12 protein-coding genes are annotated in these 16,398 nt (G+C 60.6%); all 12 read left to right on the top strand.

Going from position 1 to position 16,398, the window contains the following annotated elements; all coding sequences use genetic code 11:
• Positions 1-121: 121 nt before the first annotated feature.
• The 12 genes from ACFOTD_RS14805 (at position 122) to ACFOTD_RS14750 (ending at position 15,399) form a co-directional block, all read left to right on the top strand.
• Positions 122-6,166: a WIAG-tail domain gene (locus tag ACFOTD_RS14805; RefSeq protein WP_378119992.1), complete on the top strand. Its 6,045-nt coding sequence runs from the start codon at positions 122-124 to the stop codon at positions 6,164-6,166.
• Positions 6,167-6,337: 171 nt separating this feature from the next.
• Positions 6,338-7,261 (top strand): glycosyltransferase family 2 protein, encoded by a 924-nt coding sequence (locus ACFOTD_RS14800; protein ID WP_378119991.1) that lies wholly within the window; start codon positions 6,338-6,340, stop codon positions 7,259-7,261.
• A 149-nt stretch (positions 7,262-7,410) separates the two neighbouring features.
• On the top strand, positions 7,411-8,403 hold the full coding sequence (locus ACFOTD_RS14795; protein WP_378119989.1) for a hypothetical protein: 993 nt from the start codon (positions 7,411-7,413) through the stop codon (positions 8,401-8,403).
• Positions 8,369-9,028: a glycosyltransferase family 2 protein gene (locus ACFOTD_RS14790; RefSeq protein WP_378119987.1), complete on the top strand. Its 660-nt coding sequence runs from the start codon at positions 8,369-8,371 to the stop codon at positions 9,026-9,028. The genes ACFOTD_RS14795 and ACFOTD_RS14790 overlap by 35 nt, the downstream gene beginning before the upstream one ends.
• 13 nt (positions 9,029-9,041) lie before the next feature.
• The gene (locus ACFOTD_RS14785) at positions 9,042-9,767 is read left to right on the top strand and encodes a sugar phosphate nucleotidyltransferase (RefSeq protein ID WP_378119985.1); all 726 of its coding nucleotides are present in this window, start codon (positions 9,042-9,044) and stop codon (positions 9,765-9,767) included.
• Complete coding sequence (locus tag ACFOTD_RS14780) at positions 9,764-10,768, top strand: GT-D fold domain-containing protein (protein ID WP_378119983.1); 1,005 nt, start codon at positions 9,764-9,766, stop codon at positions 10,766-10,768. Before ACFOTD_RS14785 ends, ACFOTD_RS14780 begins: the two co-directional genes overlap by 4 nt.
• Positions 10,769-10,805: 37 nt before the next feature.
• A complete protein-coding gene (locus ACFOTD_RS14775; RefSeq protein WP_378119981.1) occupies positions 10,806-12,179 on the top strand; it encodes a glycosyltransferase family 2 protein in 1,374 nt (457 codons plus the stop codon).
• Positions 12,180-12,412: 233 nt separating this feature from the next.
• On the top strand, positions 12,413-12,700 hold the full coding sequence (locus ACFOTD_RS14770) for a nucleoside-diphosphate sugar epimerase (RefSeq protein WP_282907397.1): 288 nt from the start codon (positions 12,413-12,415) through the stop codon (positions 12,698-12,700).
• 30 nt (positions 12,701-12,730) lie between these two features.
• The gene (locus ACFOTD_RS14765; RefSeq protein ID WP_378119979.1) at positions 12,731-13,069 is read left to right on the top strand and encodes an alpha-helical endospore appendage domain-containing protein; all 339 of its coding nucleotides are present in this window, start codon (positions 12,731-12,733) and stop codon (positions 13,067-13,069) included.
• Positions 13,066-13,362, top strand: a complete 297-nt coding sequence (locus ACFOTD_RS14760; RefSeq protein ID WP_378119977.1) for a hypothetical protein — start codon at positions 13,066-13,068, stop codon at positions 13,360-13,362. Before ACFOTD_RS14765 ends, ACFOTD_RS14760 begins: the two co-directional genes overlap by 4 nt.
• 122 nt (positions 13,363-13,484) lie before the next feature.
• On the top strand, positions 13,485-13,769 hold the full coding sequence (locus tag ACFOTD_RS14755) for a hypothetical protein (RefSeq protein ID WP_378119975.1): 285 nt from the start codon (positions 13,485-13,487) through the stop codon (positions 13,767-13,769).
• 604 nt (positions 13,770-14,373) lie between these two features.
• On the top strand, positions 14,374-15,399 hold the full coding sequence (locus tag ACFOTD_RS14750) for an S-layer homology domain-containing protein (protein ID WP_378119973.1): 1,026 nt from the start codon (positions 14,374-14,376) through the stop codon (positions 15,397-15,399).
• Positions 15,400-16,398: the final 999 nt, after the last annotated feature.

Raw genomic sequence — 16,398 nt, 5'->3', positions numbered from 1 at the left:
GTCCAAATCGGGAAAAAAGAAGCGGCCGGCAAGAAAACCGCTTTACTTTGTAGATAACCCTAACCAAACGGAATTACAATGGGTCGAAGAGCTGCGCTCGGAGGAACAGGAGAAGGTCGGGTTGCATAGTTCGGCACCTGCGCCAGAACATCAAGCGCCCGCTGCCGAGGAGATTCCGGCAGTCCGCAAGGAGCCCGGGATCACGGCCGAACTGCCGCTCATTTCAAAGGAAGCCGCGCAATCCGCCTTGAAAAGAAGTACCGACGAAGGCCAAGCAAGGCGCAATACGAAATATCGGCCGAGAATCGACGGCGGACCTGCCGACATTTTTTCTCCGGGACTGACAAACGAGTTTGTGACGCCTGAGCCGCTGGATCATTTTGCGCAGACAGTAGAGCCCAGCGCGGCTGCCCTCGATGCCGATGAATTCGTGTCTGTTTCCGAAACGGCGGCCCCCGCTTTCGGAGACACGAAAAAAGAAGTCGCCGAGCGTGCCGCGGCAGCGTCTCTGAACGTCACCGTCTCCAATGAAAAGGCCCGGGTGAGCGAAGCGCCTTCCCCTGCCTTCGACCGCGAGGCGCGCTACGACAGATTGCTGGAGCAGCGGTTGCCGGGCAAGCCGAAACCGCTCGTTTATACGGACGACCTTGCGGATGCTTCCGTCGCGGAGAGCAAACTCGCCCCTCGAGCCGTACGTACATCCCATATCGATAGCGAGGCGGTAACGACGGCGCAATTGGCCGATTACGCCGTTTCGCAAATTAAGTTGGCCGATCGTTCGGTCAGCGGACAGAAGATCGCGCAAGAGACGATCACAGGCGAGCATCTGGCCAAAAACGCCGTCTCGGGCCAGAAGCTGCGCGACAAGTCCGTCACGGGCGACAAGCTCAAGGACGGCAGCATCACGTCCGAGAAGCTGGCCGACCGCATCATCAGCGGCGACAAACTGGCTGAACGCTCTATTGAAGCCAAGCACCTGTCGTTGTCGATCATCACGTCCGAGCTGCTGCAGGAACAGTCGATCACGTCCGACAAAATTAAGCGCGGCTCCGTGCTGACTGAAAATCTGGCGCACGAAAGCGTGGACACCGCCAAGCTGGCGGACGGCGCCGTGACCGGATTAAAGATTCGCGACGGCGCGATAGGCGGCTCGAAACTCGCTGCAGGCGCCATCGGAGCGGAGCACCTGACGGCAGGGCTTATTCTCGCCGATCATGTCGCGAACGGAACGCTGCAAGGCAAGCATATCGCGACCGGGGCGATTGGCGGCGATCGTCTGGCTAACGGCGCCGTAAACGCCGATCAATTGGCGGATGGTGCCGTGAGCGGCGCCAAAATCGCCGAACGCGCCGTCGGACCGGCGCACCTGGCGGCCGGATCCGTGCTTGCGGACCAGCTGGCCAACGGTGCGGTAGGCCCCGTGCACCTTGCGGACGGCGCAGTCGTCGCACCTAAAATCGCAGGCGGCGCCGTACAAGGTCCGCATATCGCGCCAGGCGCGATCGAAGCGGGCCACCTGGCCAAAGGCAGCGTCGGCGGCGATCAGCTCGCGCCTGGCGCAGTGGACACGGGAGCCATCCGCGCAAACGCGGTGACTGCGGATCAATTGGCGGATAACGCGGTCGGCGGACAGCAGCTGGCCATCCGGTCGGTATCGGCGCATCATCTGAACGACCATGTCGTCACTTCGCTGAAGCTGGCGCCTGAATCGGTGACGGTCGAAAAGCTCGCGGATTTATCCGTCGCGGGCGCGAAGCTCGCGGACGGCAGCGTGTCCGCGGCGAAAATCGTACCGGGCGCTGTCGGCCGATCGGCTGTCGCCAAAGGCGCGATCGGCGGAAACGAGCTCGCGGACCGCGCAGTCGGCGACGTGCATTTGGCTGCCGGCAGCGTGCGCAGGGAAGCGATCCAACCGGGCGCCGTCGGAACGGAACAGCTGGCTGATGGCAGCGTCGGACATTCAAAGCTGGCGCAGGACGCGGTGGGCGCCGAGCAGTTGCGGTACGGCGCAGTTACAGGAGATGCGCTAGCTGAAGGCGCCGTATTGGAGCACCATTTGACGAACGACAGCGTGGGTACGGATTCGATCATCGCCGGTTCGGTCACGACGGATAAGCTGGACGAATCGAGCGTAACGGGCGGCAAGCTGGCAAACGGTGCGGTGGAAGCCCGTCATTTGAGCGCGGGCAGCGTAAACGCCGCAGCGCTCGCAGCGGGTGCGATTACGTCCGATAAGCTGAGCGAAGGCAGCGTGACGCGGGAAGCGCTGGCCGAGCGCGCTGTAGGCTGGGCGCAGCTGGACGCCATGAGCGTCGGGGAAGCCCAACTGCAGCCGGAGGCCGTAAGGGGGATTCATCTCGGCAGGGGCACGGTATCGCTCCGCCACTTATCGTCCGATATGCTGAAAATCGCGGCGCTCGCGGAGAGCCGGATTGATGCGGAGCGGATCGAGGAGGCTGCGGTAACGGCTTACCACCTTCGTTCTAACGCCGTGACGGCAGAGAAGCTGGCTGCTGGCTCGGTGACGTCCGATAAGCTCGCAGACGGCATCGTAAACGAGGATAAGCTCGCAGACGGCGCGGTAACGGTCGACAAACTCGCCGACGCGAGCGTCACGGCTTCGAGCATCGCAAACGGCGCGATTGTCCGCGGACACTTGGCATCCGGCGCCGTCGGTCCTGGCCAGCTCGATCCGATCTTGCTCGCCGCGATCGCGGAGGCGGGCGCGCCGATCGGCGCGGAACGCTTGCAGGCGAATGCGATAGGCGCCGCCCAGCTGCAGGACGGGGCGGTCACTTCGGGCAAACTGGCGGCAGGCAGCGTGGGATCGTCGGCTCTGGCCGAAGGCAGCGTTACGGCCGACAAGCTTGCTGCCGGAAGCATTGAATCGGCGTCGCTGGCGGATGACAGCGTGACGTCCGGCAAATTGGCCGCAGGCAGCGTCGGCTCGTCGGCGCTGGCGAAGGGCAGCGTGACGTTTGGCAAGCTGGGCGCAGATAGCGTGGATTCGGCGGCGCTGGCGGACGGCAGCGTTGCTGCGAGTAAACTGGCGGCAGGCAGCGTGGGATCGTCCGCGTTGGCCGAAGGCAGTGTCACTGCGAGCAAGCTGGCCCCGGCAAGCATTGATACGCCGGCTTTGGCTGCGGGCAGCGTAGACGCAAGCAAACTGGCCCCGGACAGCGTAGGCACTGCCGCGTTGGCTGATGGCAGCGTCACTTCCGGTAAATTAGCCGTAGGCAGCGTGGATGCCGCAAAATTGGCCGCAGGCAGCGTGACTGCGGGCAAACTGGCCCCGTGGAGCGTGGAGTCTGTCTCATTAGTCGACGGCAGCATTATCGCAAGCAAGCTGGCGGTAGGCAGCGTGAACGCGTCGAAGCTGGCCGAGGGTAGCGTAACAGCGAGTAAGATTGCTGAAGGCAGCGTGGGAATGGCGGCGCTGGCGGATAACAGCGTGAACGAAGCTAAGCTGGCTGATGGCAGCGTGACAGCAAGTAAGATTGCTGAAGGCAGCGTGGGAATGGCGGCGCTGGCGGATAACAGCGTGAACGAAGCTAAGCTGGCTGATGGCAGCGTGACAGCAAGTAAGATTGCTGAAGGCAGCGTGGGTACGGCGGCGCTGGCGGATAACAGCGTGGACGCAGCGAAGTTGGCGGACGGCGTCGTAACGACGAGTAAGCTTGCAGCAGGCAGCGTTGACTCGACGGCACTTGCCGATGGCAGCGTGGACGAAGCGAAGCTGGCCGACGGTATCGTGACGACGAGCAAGCTGGCAAGTGGCAGTGTAGACGCAACGATCTTGGCGGACGGCAGCGTCAATGCGGAGAAACTGGCCGACGGCGTCGTGACAACGAGCAAGATAGCAGCCGGAAGCGTTGACTCGACGGCCCTTGCCGATGGCAGCGTGGACGAAGCGAAGCTGGCCGACGGTATCGTGACGACGAGCAAGCTGGCAAGTGGAAGTGTAGACGCAACGATTTTGGCAGATGACAGCGTGGACACAGCGAAACTGGCCGATGGTGCCGTAACGACGAGCAAGATAGCAGCAGGAAGCGTTGACTCGACGGCCCTAGCCGATGGCAGCGTGGATGAAGCGAAGTTGGCCGACGGCGTCGTAACGACGAGCAAGCTTGCGGCAGGAAGCGTTGCCTCGACGGCCCTTGCGGATGGCAGCGTGGATGAAGCGAAGTTGGCAGATGGCGCCGTAACGACGAGTAAGCTTGCAGCAGGAAGCGTTGACTCGACGGCCCTTGCGGATGGCAGCGTGGATGCAGGGAAGCTGGCAGATGGCGTCGTAACGACAAGTAAGCTTGCAGCAGGAAGCGTTGACTCGACGGCCCTTGCGGATGGCAGCGTGGATGCAGGGAAGCTGGCAGATGGCGTCGTAACGACAAGTAAACTTGCAGCAGGAAGCGTTGATTCTGCAATTTTGGCCGATAGCAGCGTGAGTGCAGCAAAGCTGGCGGACGGCGTCGTGACAACGAGTAAGTTGGCAACCGGCAGCGTGGATTCGGAAGTACTGGCTGATGGTAGCGTAAGCTCTGCAAAGTTGGCCGACGGCATTGTAACGGCGCGTAAACTTGCAGCGGGTAGCGTGAGTTCGGCGTCTCTAGCGGATAACAGCGTGAACGAAGCGAAGCTGGCCGATGGTAGCGTGACAGCAAGCAAGCTGGCAGCAAGCAGTGTGGACTCGTCGGCGCTAGCCGATGGCAGCGTAAATGAGACAAAGCTTGCCGATGGTGTCGTAACGACAAGCAAGCTTGCAGCGAGCAGCGTGGACTCGTCGGCGCTAGCCGATGGTAGCGTAAATGAGACAAAGCTTGCCGATGGTGTCGTAACGACAAGCAAGCTTGCAGCGAGCAGCGTGGACTCGTCGGCGCTAGCCGATGGTAGCGTAAATGAGACAAAGTTGGCCGATGGTAGCGTGACAGCAAGCAAGCTGGCAGCAGACAGCGTGGATTCGGCAGTGCTAGCCGATAGCAGCGTAAATGAGGCAAAGCTTGCCGACGGTGCTGTAACGACGAGCAAGCTCTCAGCCGGCAGCGTGGACTCCGCAGTCCTAGCCGACAATAGCGTAAATGAAGCAAAGTTGGCCGACGGGGCAGTAACGACGAGCAAGCTCGCAGCAGGCAGCGTTGACGCTACGATCTTGGCCGAAGGCAGCGTGAACGAATCGAAGCTGGCCGACGGAAGCGTGACAACGAGCAAGTTGGCCGCGGGAAGCGTGGATTCTGCGATCTTGGCCGATGGTGTCGTAACGTCAAGCAAGCTTGCGGCAGGCAGCGTTGACACGTCCGCGCTGGCCGATGGCAGCATCACGCTGGAAAAACTCGCTGTAAGCTTCGGCACTTTCGCATTGGATGCCGGCAGTGTGACGGCCGATAAGCTGGCTGCGGGTAGTGTCGATACGTCGGCGATCGCGTTTTTTGCGGTCGGTACGAACCAGCTTGAAAATAGCGCGGTCACCTTCGACAAGCTGGCGGCTTCGAGCGTCGGCAATATCCACATCGAAGAGCGGTCTGTCGACGGCGGCAAGCTGGCCGAAGGCAGCGTCGACGCGGGGCATATCCGCGAAGGCGCGGTTATGGCGTACCATCTCGGCGAGGGTAGCGTCGAGCGGGAAGCGCTTGGCGAGTGGAGCGTGACCGCAAGCAAGATCGCGCCAGGCGCGATCGGCGGCGAACAGCTGGCCGACGGCGCTGTCGGCGGCGACAAACTGCAAGCCCAAAGCGTGAAGAACGCGCATCTGGCTGCCGGCGCCGTTACCTTCGACAAGCTCGCGCCCGAGGTTGGCGGCCTGCTCTCGGATCTGAGCGGCGCGCTCCAGGCGACGAAGCTGCAGCTGTCACAACCGGAGATCAAGCCTGAATCGCCCGCGCTCCCGATGCTTGCTGTCGCCGCGGCCGTTCCCGGCGTCGGTCTGGCGTTCGGTCAAGTCGATTATGCGTTCGCCGGCATCGAGGATCGGATCGAGGTGTCCGTCTCGTTCGACGCTCCGTACGCGGACGATTCATATGTCGTCTTCGCAATGGCGGACCACCCGGGCTGCATCTGCTCCCTCAAGGAGAAATCGGCGGAAAAAGCGACGTTCGACGTCTGCCGCACGCGTCTGACTCCTGCTCCGAACGGCCGCATCCAATGGATGGCCGCCGGCATCAAAGCCAACTGATACGTGACGACTCGCAAGCCCTCGCTCCGCCTACAAGGCGGCGGGGGCTTTTCGCCGCCTTCCCTTTTTTCCGAATGGTACGGGCTTCTGTCTGTCGTACAGGTGCCGTTGCGTATGGACACGTTGCACATATGATGTCCTGTACACTGCTGCCTGACAGGGGGGGATTCGATGAAGCACCGGACCGGCAGCGACAGACCCGCAAGTCCCAAGCGCATCCGGCAGCCCGTTGGCCGGAAGCGGGCTCGCCCCGCTCGCCGGAGCAGGGCGCGGGGCAAGGTTTTGCGTGCGGCGTCGACGCGTCCTGCGGCGGATTCTCGCGCGCAAACGAGCCGGACAGGCGCTCGCGGAGAGGAAGCGTGGCGGCCGCCCGCCGTCTCGGTCATCATCCCGGTGATGAACGAGAAGCGGACGCTGGCGCGCGTCATCCGGGAAGCGTACCGCATTCATCCGCGTACCGAGGTCATCGCGGTGCTGAACGGCTCCACGGACGGCTCTCTGGCCATCGCCAAGGCGAGCGGCGCACATGTCCTCGTATTCGACCGTCCGCTCGGTCATGACGTCGGCCGGGCTGTCGGCGCGCGGGAGGCATCCGGCGATACGCTGCTGTTTATTGACGCCGATATGGTCATTCCCGCCGCCCGGCTGCGCGCGTTCATTAAAGCGATTGAGCAAGGCACCGATATCGCTCTAAACGATTATTCCGGTCCGCGCAAGCGTCCGGTCGTCCACAATGTCATCTTGGCGAAGCATGCGCTTAACGCGCTGCTCGGCAGGCCGGATCTTGAGGGCGCTTCGATGACCGCGGTGCCTCACGCGATCAGCCGCCGCGCGCTAGTTGCGATCGGCACGGAGGCGCTGGCGGTGCCGCCGCTCGCGATGACGAAGGCGCTGCATGCCGGCATGAACGTCCGTCGCGTGCGTCATATCGACGTAGGCTTGCTGAACAGGCCGCGGACGAAGCGCGAGCGCAACGGATCGTTGGAGCCGCTTATTATCGGAGACCATCTCGAGGCGATCGGCTGGTGGCTGAAAAGCGACGGAGCCGCCGGGCAGCCGCAAGAAATCGGCTCGCGCGGAGGTGACGGTGCATGAGGAGAAGAACGGCTTCGAGAGTCGCTAAACCTGTGCGCAAAAGCGTCTATCGACGGAAAGCAGCTGCGCGCGGTCGTATCTATAAAAGAGTCGCCGGAAGAGTCGCGAGAAGAGCTCCCGTTTCCGCGGAATTGACGAGCAAGGCCGCCATGCATTGGCGGCGCGAAGGCGCGGTCGACGGCGCCGCGTGGCGCTCGGCACATCCCGAAGGGACGGTCGAAGCGCTAAGAGACTATGCGCAGCGCGCATGGGCGGAAAAGGCCGGTCGGCATGCGGGGGCAGGAGCTGAAGCAGGAGCAGCGGATCGTGTGCCGCTGTACCGGTACGGCCCGGCGTATGCAGCCGGCATACGCCAGGGCGCCGGCATGGAGATGCAGAGCGAGCTGCTGCCGTTGCAAGGTACGGCGTCCGCCGTCTTGTACGCGAATGGCAGGGCCGCACAGCTGCAGGCGGTGCTGGCCGAGCTTGAACGGCTGCCGCTCCAAGAAGTTGTCGTTGTGCTCGGAACAGAAGCCGAGCCGATGCTCGAGACGCTGCTGTCTCATCCGCGAATCGTCGTGGTCCATTCCCCGCAGGAGTATGAGAGCCCGCACGCGGCTCGCGCTGCCGGCGCAAGGCTGACGGGCGCGGACACCGTGTTGTTCGCGGACGGCGCGAAGCCCTGCCCTGCGAGAATGCTTGGCGCGCTGCTCGTTCGGGCGGACGCAGGCAAGGACGTCGTGCTGAGCGATAGAACGTCGCATGAGGGATCCTTCGACCGGAGGGGCGAGGCTTCCTGGCTGCGGGAGTTCCTCAACGTTTCCCTCGGCAGGCCGGAGCTTCGCGCGGACGCCATCGGCGGCGTGCCCTTCGCCTTGTCGCGGCGAGCGATCGACGCGATCGGAACGGAAGCGCTCGGGATTCCCGCGAGAGCGCATGCGGCCGCGCTCGTCCAAGGCTTGCGCGTATCGGTATGCGAAGGCGTTCCCTTCTCGGGCGAACGGGATGCGCCGGCATCCGCCGGAAGCGCCCATACCGCGGCTTGGCGGGATTGCCTTGCGATGCGGGGCGCGAGACTCGGCTTCCCGGATCACAAGCGCAACCGCCAGGCGATCGGAGGGGGAGGCCATGGTACGGACGACGGTCGTCATCCCGTGCTTTAACCGTCAAGAGCGGCTCGCCGCATGCATTCGAGCCGTCCGGCAGCATGCCGAACGCGCGGTGGAAATTATAGTAGTCGCAGTGGGGCGTTCGCCGGAAACGGCAGCCTGGTGCGGGCGAAGCGGTATTGCTTATATTGCGCTGCCCGGCGAGATCGGGCTGGCCGAAGCTTGCAACAAAGGAATGCGGCTCGCGTCGACGGACCGGATTGTCCTGCTCGGGGAAGACTGGATCGTCCTTCCGGGCTGGCTGTCCAGCCTCAAGGAGGCGCTGGGCGCAGGCAGCCGCGGAGGGGTAGCGATCCTCCCGGGTTCGCCTGAAGATGCTTTTAACGGGACGAGCGCCCTGGAGGCGTTTAACGGGGGAGCTTGCCTCGCGGTGCGCAGGCAGGCGATGGAGAAGATCGGGCTGCTGGACGTCCGTTTTCGCAACGGGGCTTGGGCGTTCGCGGATTATGCGCTGCGCGCGAGGCTGAACGGATGCGATCCGCAGCCTGTACGGGGGCAAATCGTCCGCCGCTCCGACGAGGCCGATCACGGCGACAGGGACGATTCTATCGGGGCGATGGCGCTGGACAGGCGGGCATTCGCCGAGAAGTGGAGTCTGGAATCGCTCGCGAAAATCTGAAGGAGGGGTGGCCTTGAAAGCCGTAATATTGGCAGGCGGCTCAGGAACGCGGCTGAAGCCGCTCACGTACTGGACGAACAAGCATTTGCTGCCCGTCGGCAGGTATCCGATGATCTGCTACGGCATCGCGCGGCTGCGCGAGGCCGGCGTCAGGGATATCGTGCTCGTGACGGGGCGCAGCTCGCTCGGCGGCTTCGTCGAGGTGCTGGGCAGCGGTCGGGACTGGGGCGTCTCGATCGTATACCGGGTGCAGGAAGAGGCGGGCGGCATTGCGCAAGCGCTGGAGCTGGCGCGCCCGATGCTGCATCCAGGCGAGAAGTTTGCGGTACTGCTCGGGGATAACTTGTTCTCGGAGTCGGTCGCGCCTTACTTCGACGATTTCAAGCGTCAGGCGGACGGTGCGATGGTCCTCCTGTACCCGGTGGACGATCCGCGCCGCTACGGCGTGCCCGAGATGGATGAGGCTGGGGGCAAGATCCTGCACATCGAAGAAAAGCCGGAGAACCCGGCTTCCACTTACTGCGTGACAGGCCTTTACATGTATCATACCGACGTGTTCGACATCATCGACGGGATCAAGCCCTCGCAGCGCGGCGAGCTGGAGATCACGGATGTGAACAATGCATATGCCCATGCGGGCAAGCTGACGTTCCGCGAGCTGTCGGGCTGGTGGAACGACGCGGGAACCTTCGAATCGCTCGAGGAAGCGAGCGGGAAGCTGAAGGGCGTCTTGCCTTGAAAAGGGTCGCCCGCGGGCGCGGCGGAACGGCTATAAAGCGGTCCAGAGCGGGTTCGCGCAGGGGCAAATGGAGCGCCAGGCGCGGCGCCTTCGGTCCCGGGCGCAAGGGCCGGATGCGGCGCAGGAAGCCGCGGGTCTCGGTCCGTGCCGCAAACGAAACGGCGCAGCGCGATGTTTCCGGCTACGACGAAGGCTACCGGGCGGGTCTTTACGATGGCGGCGAGCGCTTGCTCGAAGCTGTTTTGCCGGCTGACCGGATCGTGCCGGACATTTCGGTAGCGGAGGTACTCGCCGCCGGCATTCCGCACGTTCTGACGCGCAGCATCCGGCTGCTCGGTCCGGAGGAGCTGTGCGACGAGCTTGAAGCTGCGCTGGCGGCGGGCCGACCTTACAGCGTCGTTCGGCTGGGAGACGGTGAATTGCTCACGCTGGCGCAAGATACATTAAAGCCGGCGGCGGAAATCGCGCGGGAGAGTCCATTTCTCTCTTATGCGGGGGTCGATGCGCCGGACGGCGCGGCCAGAGACGCGCTCGCGGCAGCCATTCGCAGAGCGACGGTCGTCGGCGTGCCGCTATCGCGCAAGCCGAACTATCAGCCGCTGCTGTTCGAGGGGCTCAGGCGCAACGGCGTACCGCCCGAGTCGCTGCGCCTCACGAGCTCAATGATTAATTATGCGCTGCATGAGTCGGGCCAATTGATGAGGCTCGCCGCAGGGAAACGGATCGTCATCGTCGGCAACAGCGCGGAGGCGCTGGCGCGCGCGCTGCGCGGCGCCGGTCTCGAGATCGTCCATACGGTCGTGCCGGTGGACGGCATCGCGGATTATGCCAGCGCCGTGGAGCGGGCGGCAGCCGTGCCGTTCGATCTGGCGCTCGTGTCGGCGGGCGTCGCGGCGGTCCCGATCTGCGTCTGGCTGGCCGAGCGGACCGGCAAAGCCGCATTCGACTTCGGCCATATGGCAGACAGGTTGGGCGGGACGGCGGTTCCTGCGGGAGAGTAGCATCGGGACGACTCTTCAGGAAAGGAGGCAGGCGCGGATGGTTAAAAATCGGGCATTTCGCGGAGGCAGACGCGCCGTCAGGCAGCGGCCGCGGCCTCGGCGCCGCGGCGCACGCGTACGGGCCACGCCGGGCTATCAGGACGGCTACGGCAACGGGTATCGCGAAGGCGTGCAGGCGGGACTTGCGAGCTTCGACACGCTTTTCGACGGCACAAGCATCATCATCCCCTCCTACAACCAGCGGGAGCTGCTCGGAAAGTGCATCAACAGCATCGTGAGGTACACGGAGCCCTCCTACGAGATCATCGTCATCGACAACGGCTCGACCGACGGGACGGCCGAATATCTGGCGAGTCTCGGCGGATCCGTGCGGTATCGGGTGATGGAACGCAATCTGGGTTTTGCCGGCGCCTGCAATATCGGACTCATGATGGCCAAGGGACGGACGCTGATGCTGCTGAACAACGACATCCTCGTCACCCGAAACTGGCTGGATCAAATGCTCGCCTGTCTGAACAGCGATCCGGCGATCGGCATGGTGGGACCGGTGACGAACTTCATCAGCGGCGAACAGCAAATTCCGGTTCCATATACGGATATTCACGACATGCAGTCGTTCGCGTCGAACTTCAACCGTCACGACCCGGCTCGCTGGCAAGATACGGATCGGCTCGTCGGCTTCTGCGTGCTGATGCGTCGGGAGACGTTTCTGAAAATCGGTTATCTGGACGAAGGCTTCGAGCTCGGCAACTTCGAGGACGACGACTGGGATATCCGCGTACGGCTGCTCGGCCAGCGGCTCGTGATCGCGGGCGACACGTTCATCCATCACTTCGGAAGCGTCAGCATCCGGGCGCTGGGCGACGGTTTCCTTCGCATCCACACGGCGAACGAGCGTTATTATCTCGATAAATGGCGGGGCTGGCAGCAATGCGCGGGCATCGTCGCTTCTTCATCGGCAGATGAAGAACGTGCGAGTGCGCTCGGGATTAGCGAGTTGTTCCCGAACGGCGTTGCCGTCCGGGCTGCCGACGCCGACGTCTATTGGGTGGAAGGCGGCATTCGCAGGCTCGTGACGGGCGTACTTCCGTTCGAAGCCGTCAAGCTCTCGCGTATCGATCTGCGCCGCTGGCCCGTCGGGGATCCGATCGAAGCGGGCGAGGCGGCCTCCCGCTGGCACGGCGCCGACGCCGAGCAGGTCGACGGACGGGCGTGCGCCGTCGCGCTGCTGCCGGATGGAACCGCCTATCATCTGGAGGGCGATACGGCAAGGCGCGTGCTCGGTCCCGCCGCGCTCAAGAGCTGGAATCTCCACCTCAAACCGATGTCCGAAGTATCGGCGGGCGCGCTTGAAGGATGGCGCACAGGCGCTCCGATCATCGCGCTGCCGAAGCTGCTTCAAGCGTTGTGAGCGACTATACGAAGTGCGGGCGAGCCGAGGGGATCGGCTCGCTTTTTCGGTTTTTTAAGTTTTTGCATGAGGCGGACAATGGCTGTTCCGTCATGCCGCCGAAGCTCCATTTTCCCATAAGCGATAGGTCTTCGTGTGGCAAACGGGCTAGCGACGCATAAGATGTTGGAGGCATGATCGACGCCGAGCGGCACGTACACGATGGCAATGAGCGGAGGCGGGGAGGCGGAACCATGCAAGATTTGTTGACCGAAGTAGCGGTTCACCTGTCCCATTCCCACCAGCATATGGCGCGCATTATGGATGCGAAACGTCAGGTCGCGGTCCGGATGTCGCAGATGGTCACGGCTATCCCGGATATGCATCCCGAATTAAGCGGACTGGACGGATTGCTGGAGGGTTCGGCTGACGTCACCAAAAATATCATCGCTTATGTGGTCGGACTGGCCGATATGCACGACGCGCTGGCGGACAGCCTCGAGCAGATCGTGAAGGCAGCGAACATTCCCGACGAGGAGTAACGGGCGGACTTCGCAGGGAGGAGATCGGCGATGACGAGAGAGGAAGCCTATTATAATACATTAAACGCGATCGCCAAAATGCAGTGGAACATGGCAATGATCCTGGAAGCAAAGGCCTTCGAGGCGGAAAAAGTGCGCAACTGGCTGTGCATGCACGTCACGACGGACTCGATTCCGGACCATGCGTCGAACTTGTCTACCTCTCTGAAAATCCACGAGCAGAACGTGGAGCTGCTCGAGAGTCTGACCAAGCTGTGCCAGGGCATGAACCGCAGCATGAAAACGATTCTCGCGCCCGCCGGCGACGAAGAGGAAGGCGGTCTGACCGGACTGCTGGACGGCTTCGGAGGCAGCAGCTCTGACGGATGAGCCGGCTGAACGCGGAGTGGGAAGCCAAGCTCGCCATGCTGAGGGCGATCGCGCGGAGCCAGGAAGCGATGGCCCGCATGCTGGAGAGCGCGGCTGACGTCAGCGCGACGGGCATCCCGTCCGCCGCCGCGCTCCGCGAGCACGTGCGGGTGCTCACGGGCCTGCAGGCTGAGATGGCGAGAAGCGTGACGGGCGTGTCCTGGGCGCCGCCCAAGCAGGGGCGTCCGGCCGGACCATGGTTGAAGAAGGCGGCGGCCGTGCGTCTGACCGTTGTTCGGGATCGCGGAGACTGAGCAGAGGCGTGGGCGAGGGCATGGGCGAGGGCGAAGACGATCGAGGCATGGGCGTGGGCATGGGAAATGGCTTTGGCCTAGGCAATACGAGAGCTGAATCCGATCGTGGAGGGGGAGCGGCGATGGAGACGCTGGGGGTACACGCGCTGCGTAAAAAGAGTCGGGCCAAACCGGGACGAAGAGTCCGTCCGCTGCGGCGGAAAGGCGGCTTGGTCAAGCGGAGAATCGGTCTGAAGAAACGCGCGGCTGCCGGGGGCAAGCGGCGGATCGGCCGCGTCAGAAGCCGCAGGCGGAGAACGACGAACTCGGGAGCCAGCTTCAATCAGGCGTACAACGAAGGGTACAACGCCGGCTTCGCCAAAGGCTTCGAAGACGGACATCAGCTGGCGTACGATCAACAGGTTTGACGGGGCGGGGCTAGACGTAGATTGCGCAAGGATGGAAGTTGCACAAAATGAACTATTGACGAAATTTGCCGATCGATTATATACTATCCAAAAATAGGATAAACAAATGCGAGGAAGCACCCGCAGAGAAGCCAGACGTCTCTCGTGCTTCCTTTTTTATGCTTTTTTTTGCGTCGCCGCCTTGTTGCTGTCCCGCCTCCATATGCGATAAGTGCTCAAAGGCAGCTAATTTTAACGTTCAAGGTGGGAATGCGCCGAATAGTTGTCAAAGCGCATTTAATTGTTCCGAATACGGTGCGCGAGACCCGGCAACCGGTAAATAGATGCCTTTTAACAACTGTCGGACTGAGTGAAGAGGGTTCATGCTGAAATAGATGTCTTCTAACAATTAATTTGATTTTGCTAATCATCAATTATTAGAAACGGGGGATTTGTAATGTTGGGGATGGGTCAATTCGAATGGATGAAGAAAAAGGGGCGCGTCTCGAGAATCGTTTTAATATCCGCTATGCTGACGGGGGCACTGTTGCATACGGCTAATGCTTATGGCGCATCATCGTCGAGTCAGTTGGCAGTCGAGGTAACGTCTAACGGAGCGGCTCCGTTGAACGACATCGGCAGCCACTGGGCCAAGGTCGCGATCGAGACTGCAGTCGCCAAAGGCTACGTTAAGGGCTACCCGGACGGCACGTTTAAGCCAAACAAAGAAGTCACGCGCGCGGAGTTCGTGAAGATGGTCTCGGATTCGCTGCACCTTCCAGTTAAGCCGGCCGCTGCAGGTACGAAGTGGTATACGCCGTACGTATCGGCGCTGAAGGCAGCTGCGCTTCTGCAGGATAGCGACCTGGGAACGGCCTGGGACGGTCAGATGAACCGCACGGAAATGTCCAAGCTGCTCGTTCGCGGCACAGATGACGCGGTGCGGGGCAAGAAGCTGACGGACGGCGAAGCACTGTATAAATCGGCTTCGGTCGGTCTGATCAGCGGCATCGCTGACGGTACTTTGAACGAAAAGGGCACGACGACGCGCGCGGAAGCCGTGGCCGTTATTGAACGTCTTTCTACGGTTCGGGCGGGGGGCAAGCTGACGGCCGATAAAAACGCCGTGCAGAACGCGGCCATCATCTATAAAGGAACTAACCTGGAGGAAGTATGGGGAATAAAACCTGTTAGTTTACCTTTTAACCTTGAGATTAATGCCAAGGTTGAAGCCGCCCTCGACAAGATGATAATCGTGGACTTGGACGATCCCAAGTCTCCTTTGCGAAGCAATTTTAAAAAGTTAATACGTCGATCTGATGAGAAAGTAATGAATAAGGATGCCTATGTCGTAGCATTGCATATAAAACTTAAAAATTCTAAGGTACAAAGCCATACAATGTTTTCCTTTAACACTGACGCTGTGCTTCCCTATTTAAACCAAGGATATAACTTAGCTTTTGAATATGAGAATATGGACAATTTCCCTATCTTAAAAGGTATGTGGCTAGACAAAATCGCAACTCAAGAAGGTTGGTACCTGATGGTAGTTGACAAATCAATAATTACAAAATATCCAGAAAGAAAAGTTCCAATGTTACTAACTTTTTCTGGTGTACAGTTAAAGCTTGGCGAAGTTATTGAGGGATAAAGACAATGAAGAGACTCATTTCATATCTACTCCTCATTTCAATTGTAGGAAGTCTCTGCTCACTACAGCCTTTAACTTCGAACGCAGCGTCTACTGACATCCAAACATTAAGTCTGAAATTTGGAGCATCTTCAAATCAAATTATTAATGATACCGTATATCTATCCACACCTACTGTCAGTTCAAAGGTACCGACATACTCGGGACGAGCTATAGCAAGCTACAGTTTAACTTTGAATGGCATAACTAAGACAATTAACGGGCTCGATTCTTCTGTAAAAGACGGATATATTCAACTGACCGATTTGCCCGGAAAAGCCACTCAGGTCCTTGGAAACGGCGGTTCTAATCCAGGTTTTACAGCTGACAGAACATCGGACGGCAAACGATGGAGAGCGGGGGCTACTAGACCAGGTTCAACTACAATAACTAAAATCGAATGGCCCCCCCAATCTGGTACTGGATGTATGGCCGGCAGCATATCATCATGCCCTGGATTGATTCCATCCAGTATCACCTATCTGGAGGGTACTACCGGGAGCTTCGATCATATGCGATATTCAAACGGCGAGGCGGTATCCTATTCAGAAAATGTCCCCCCCGTTCCAAGTATGGCTTTATCATCTGGTCAAACTATCCCTTGGGCATCTATAGAAAAATGCAGTGTTGAAATTACAGGAGCAAGATCTGCTGACACTAAAGTTAAGCTTATTTCATTTGGTAAAGGAGCAACGTGCGGTACCGGAACATTGGTCGGAAGACGATCATTAAATTACACCACCGACTTGGAAGGTATTGATTACGAAGCTACAAGCAAAGGTTCAGGATTAGCAGAACAAAAAAAATGGAAGTTTATATTTCAAACGGATTGGAAAGCAACTACTTACGCGTATAAAGCAAGCATCACAATCAATTACATACCTAAAGTAACCCCAACAAACGGATTCGACGGCGACTTTGACATCCTTCCGGACAGCACGCTTACATACGGCGACACCT

This window comes from Cohnella sp. GCM10012308 (genome assembly GCF_042649185.1).
GTDB lineage: Bacteria > Bacillota > Bacilli > Paenibacillales > Paenibacillaceae > Cohnella.
Note: the sequence above shows the minus strand (reverse complement) of the source record. Positions and strands in the feature narration are given on the sequence as shown.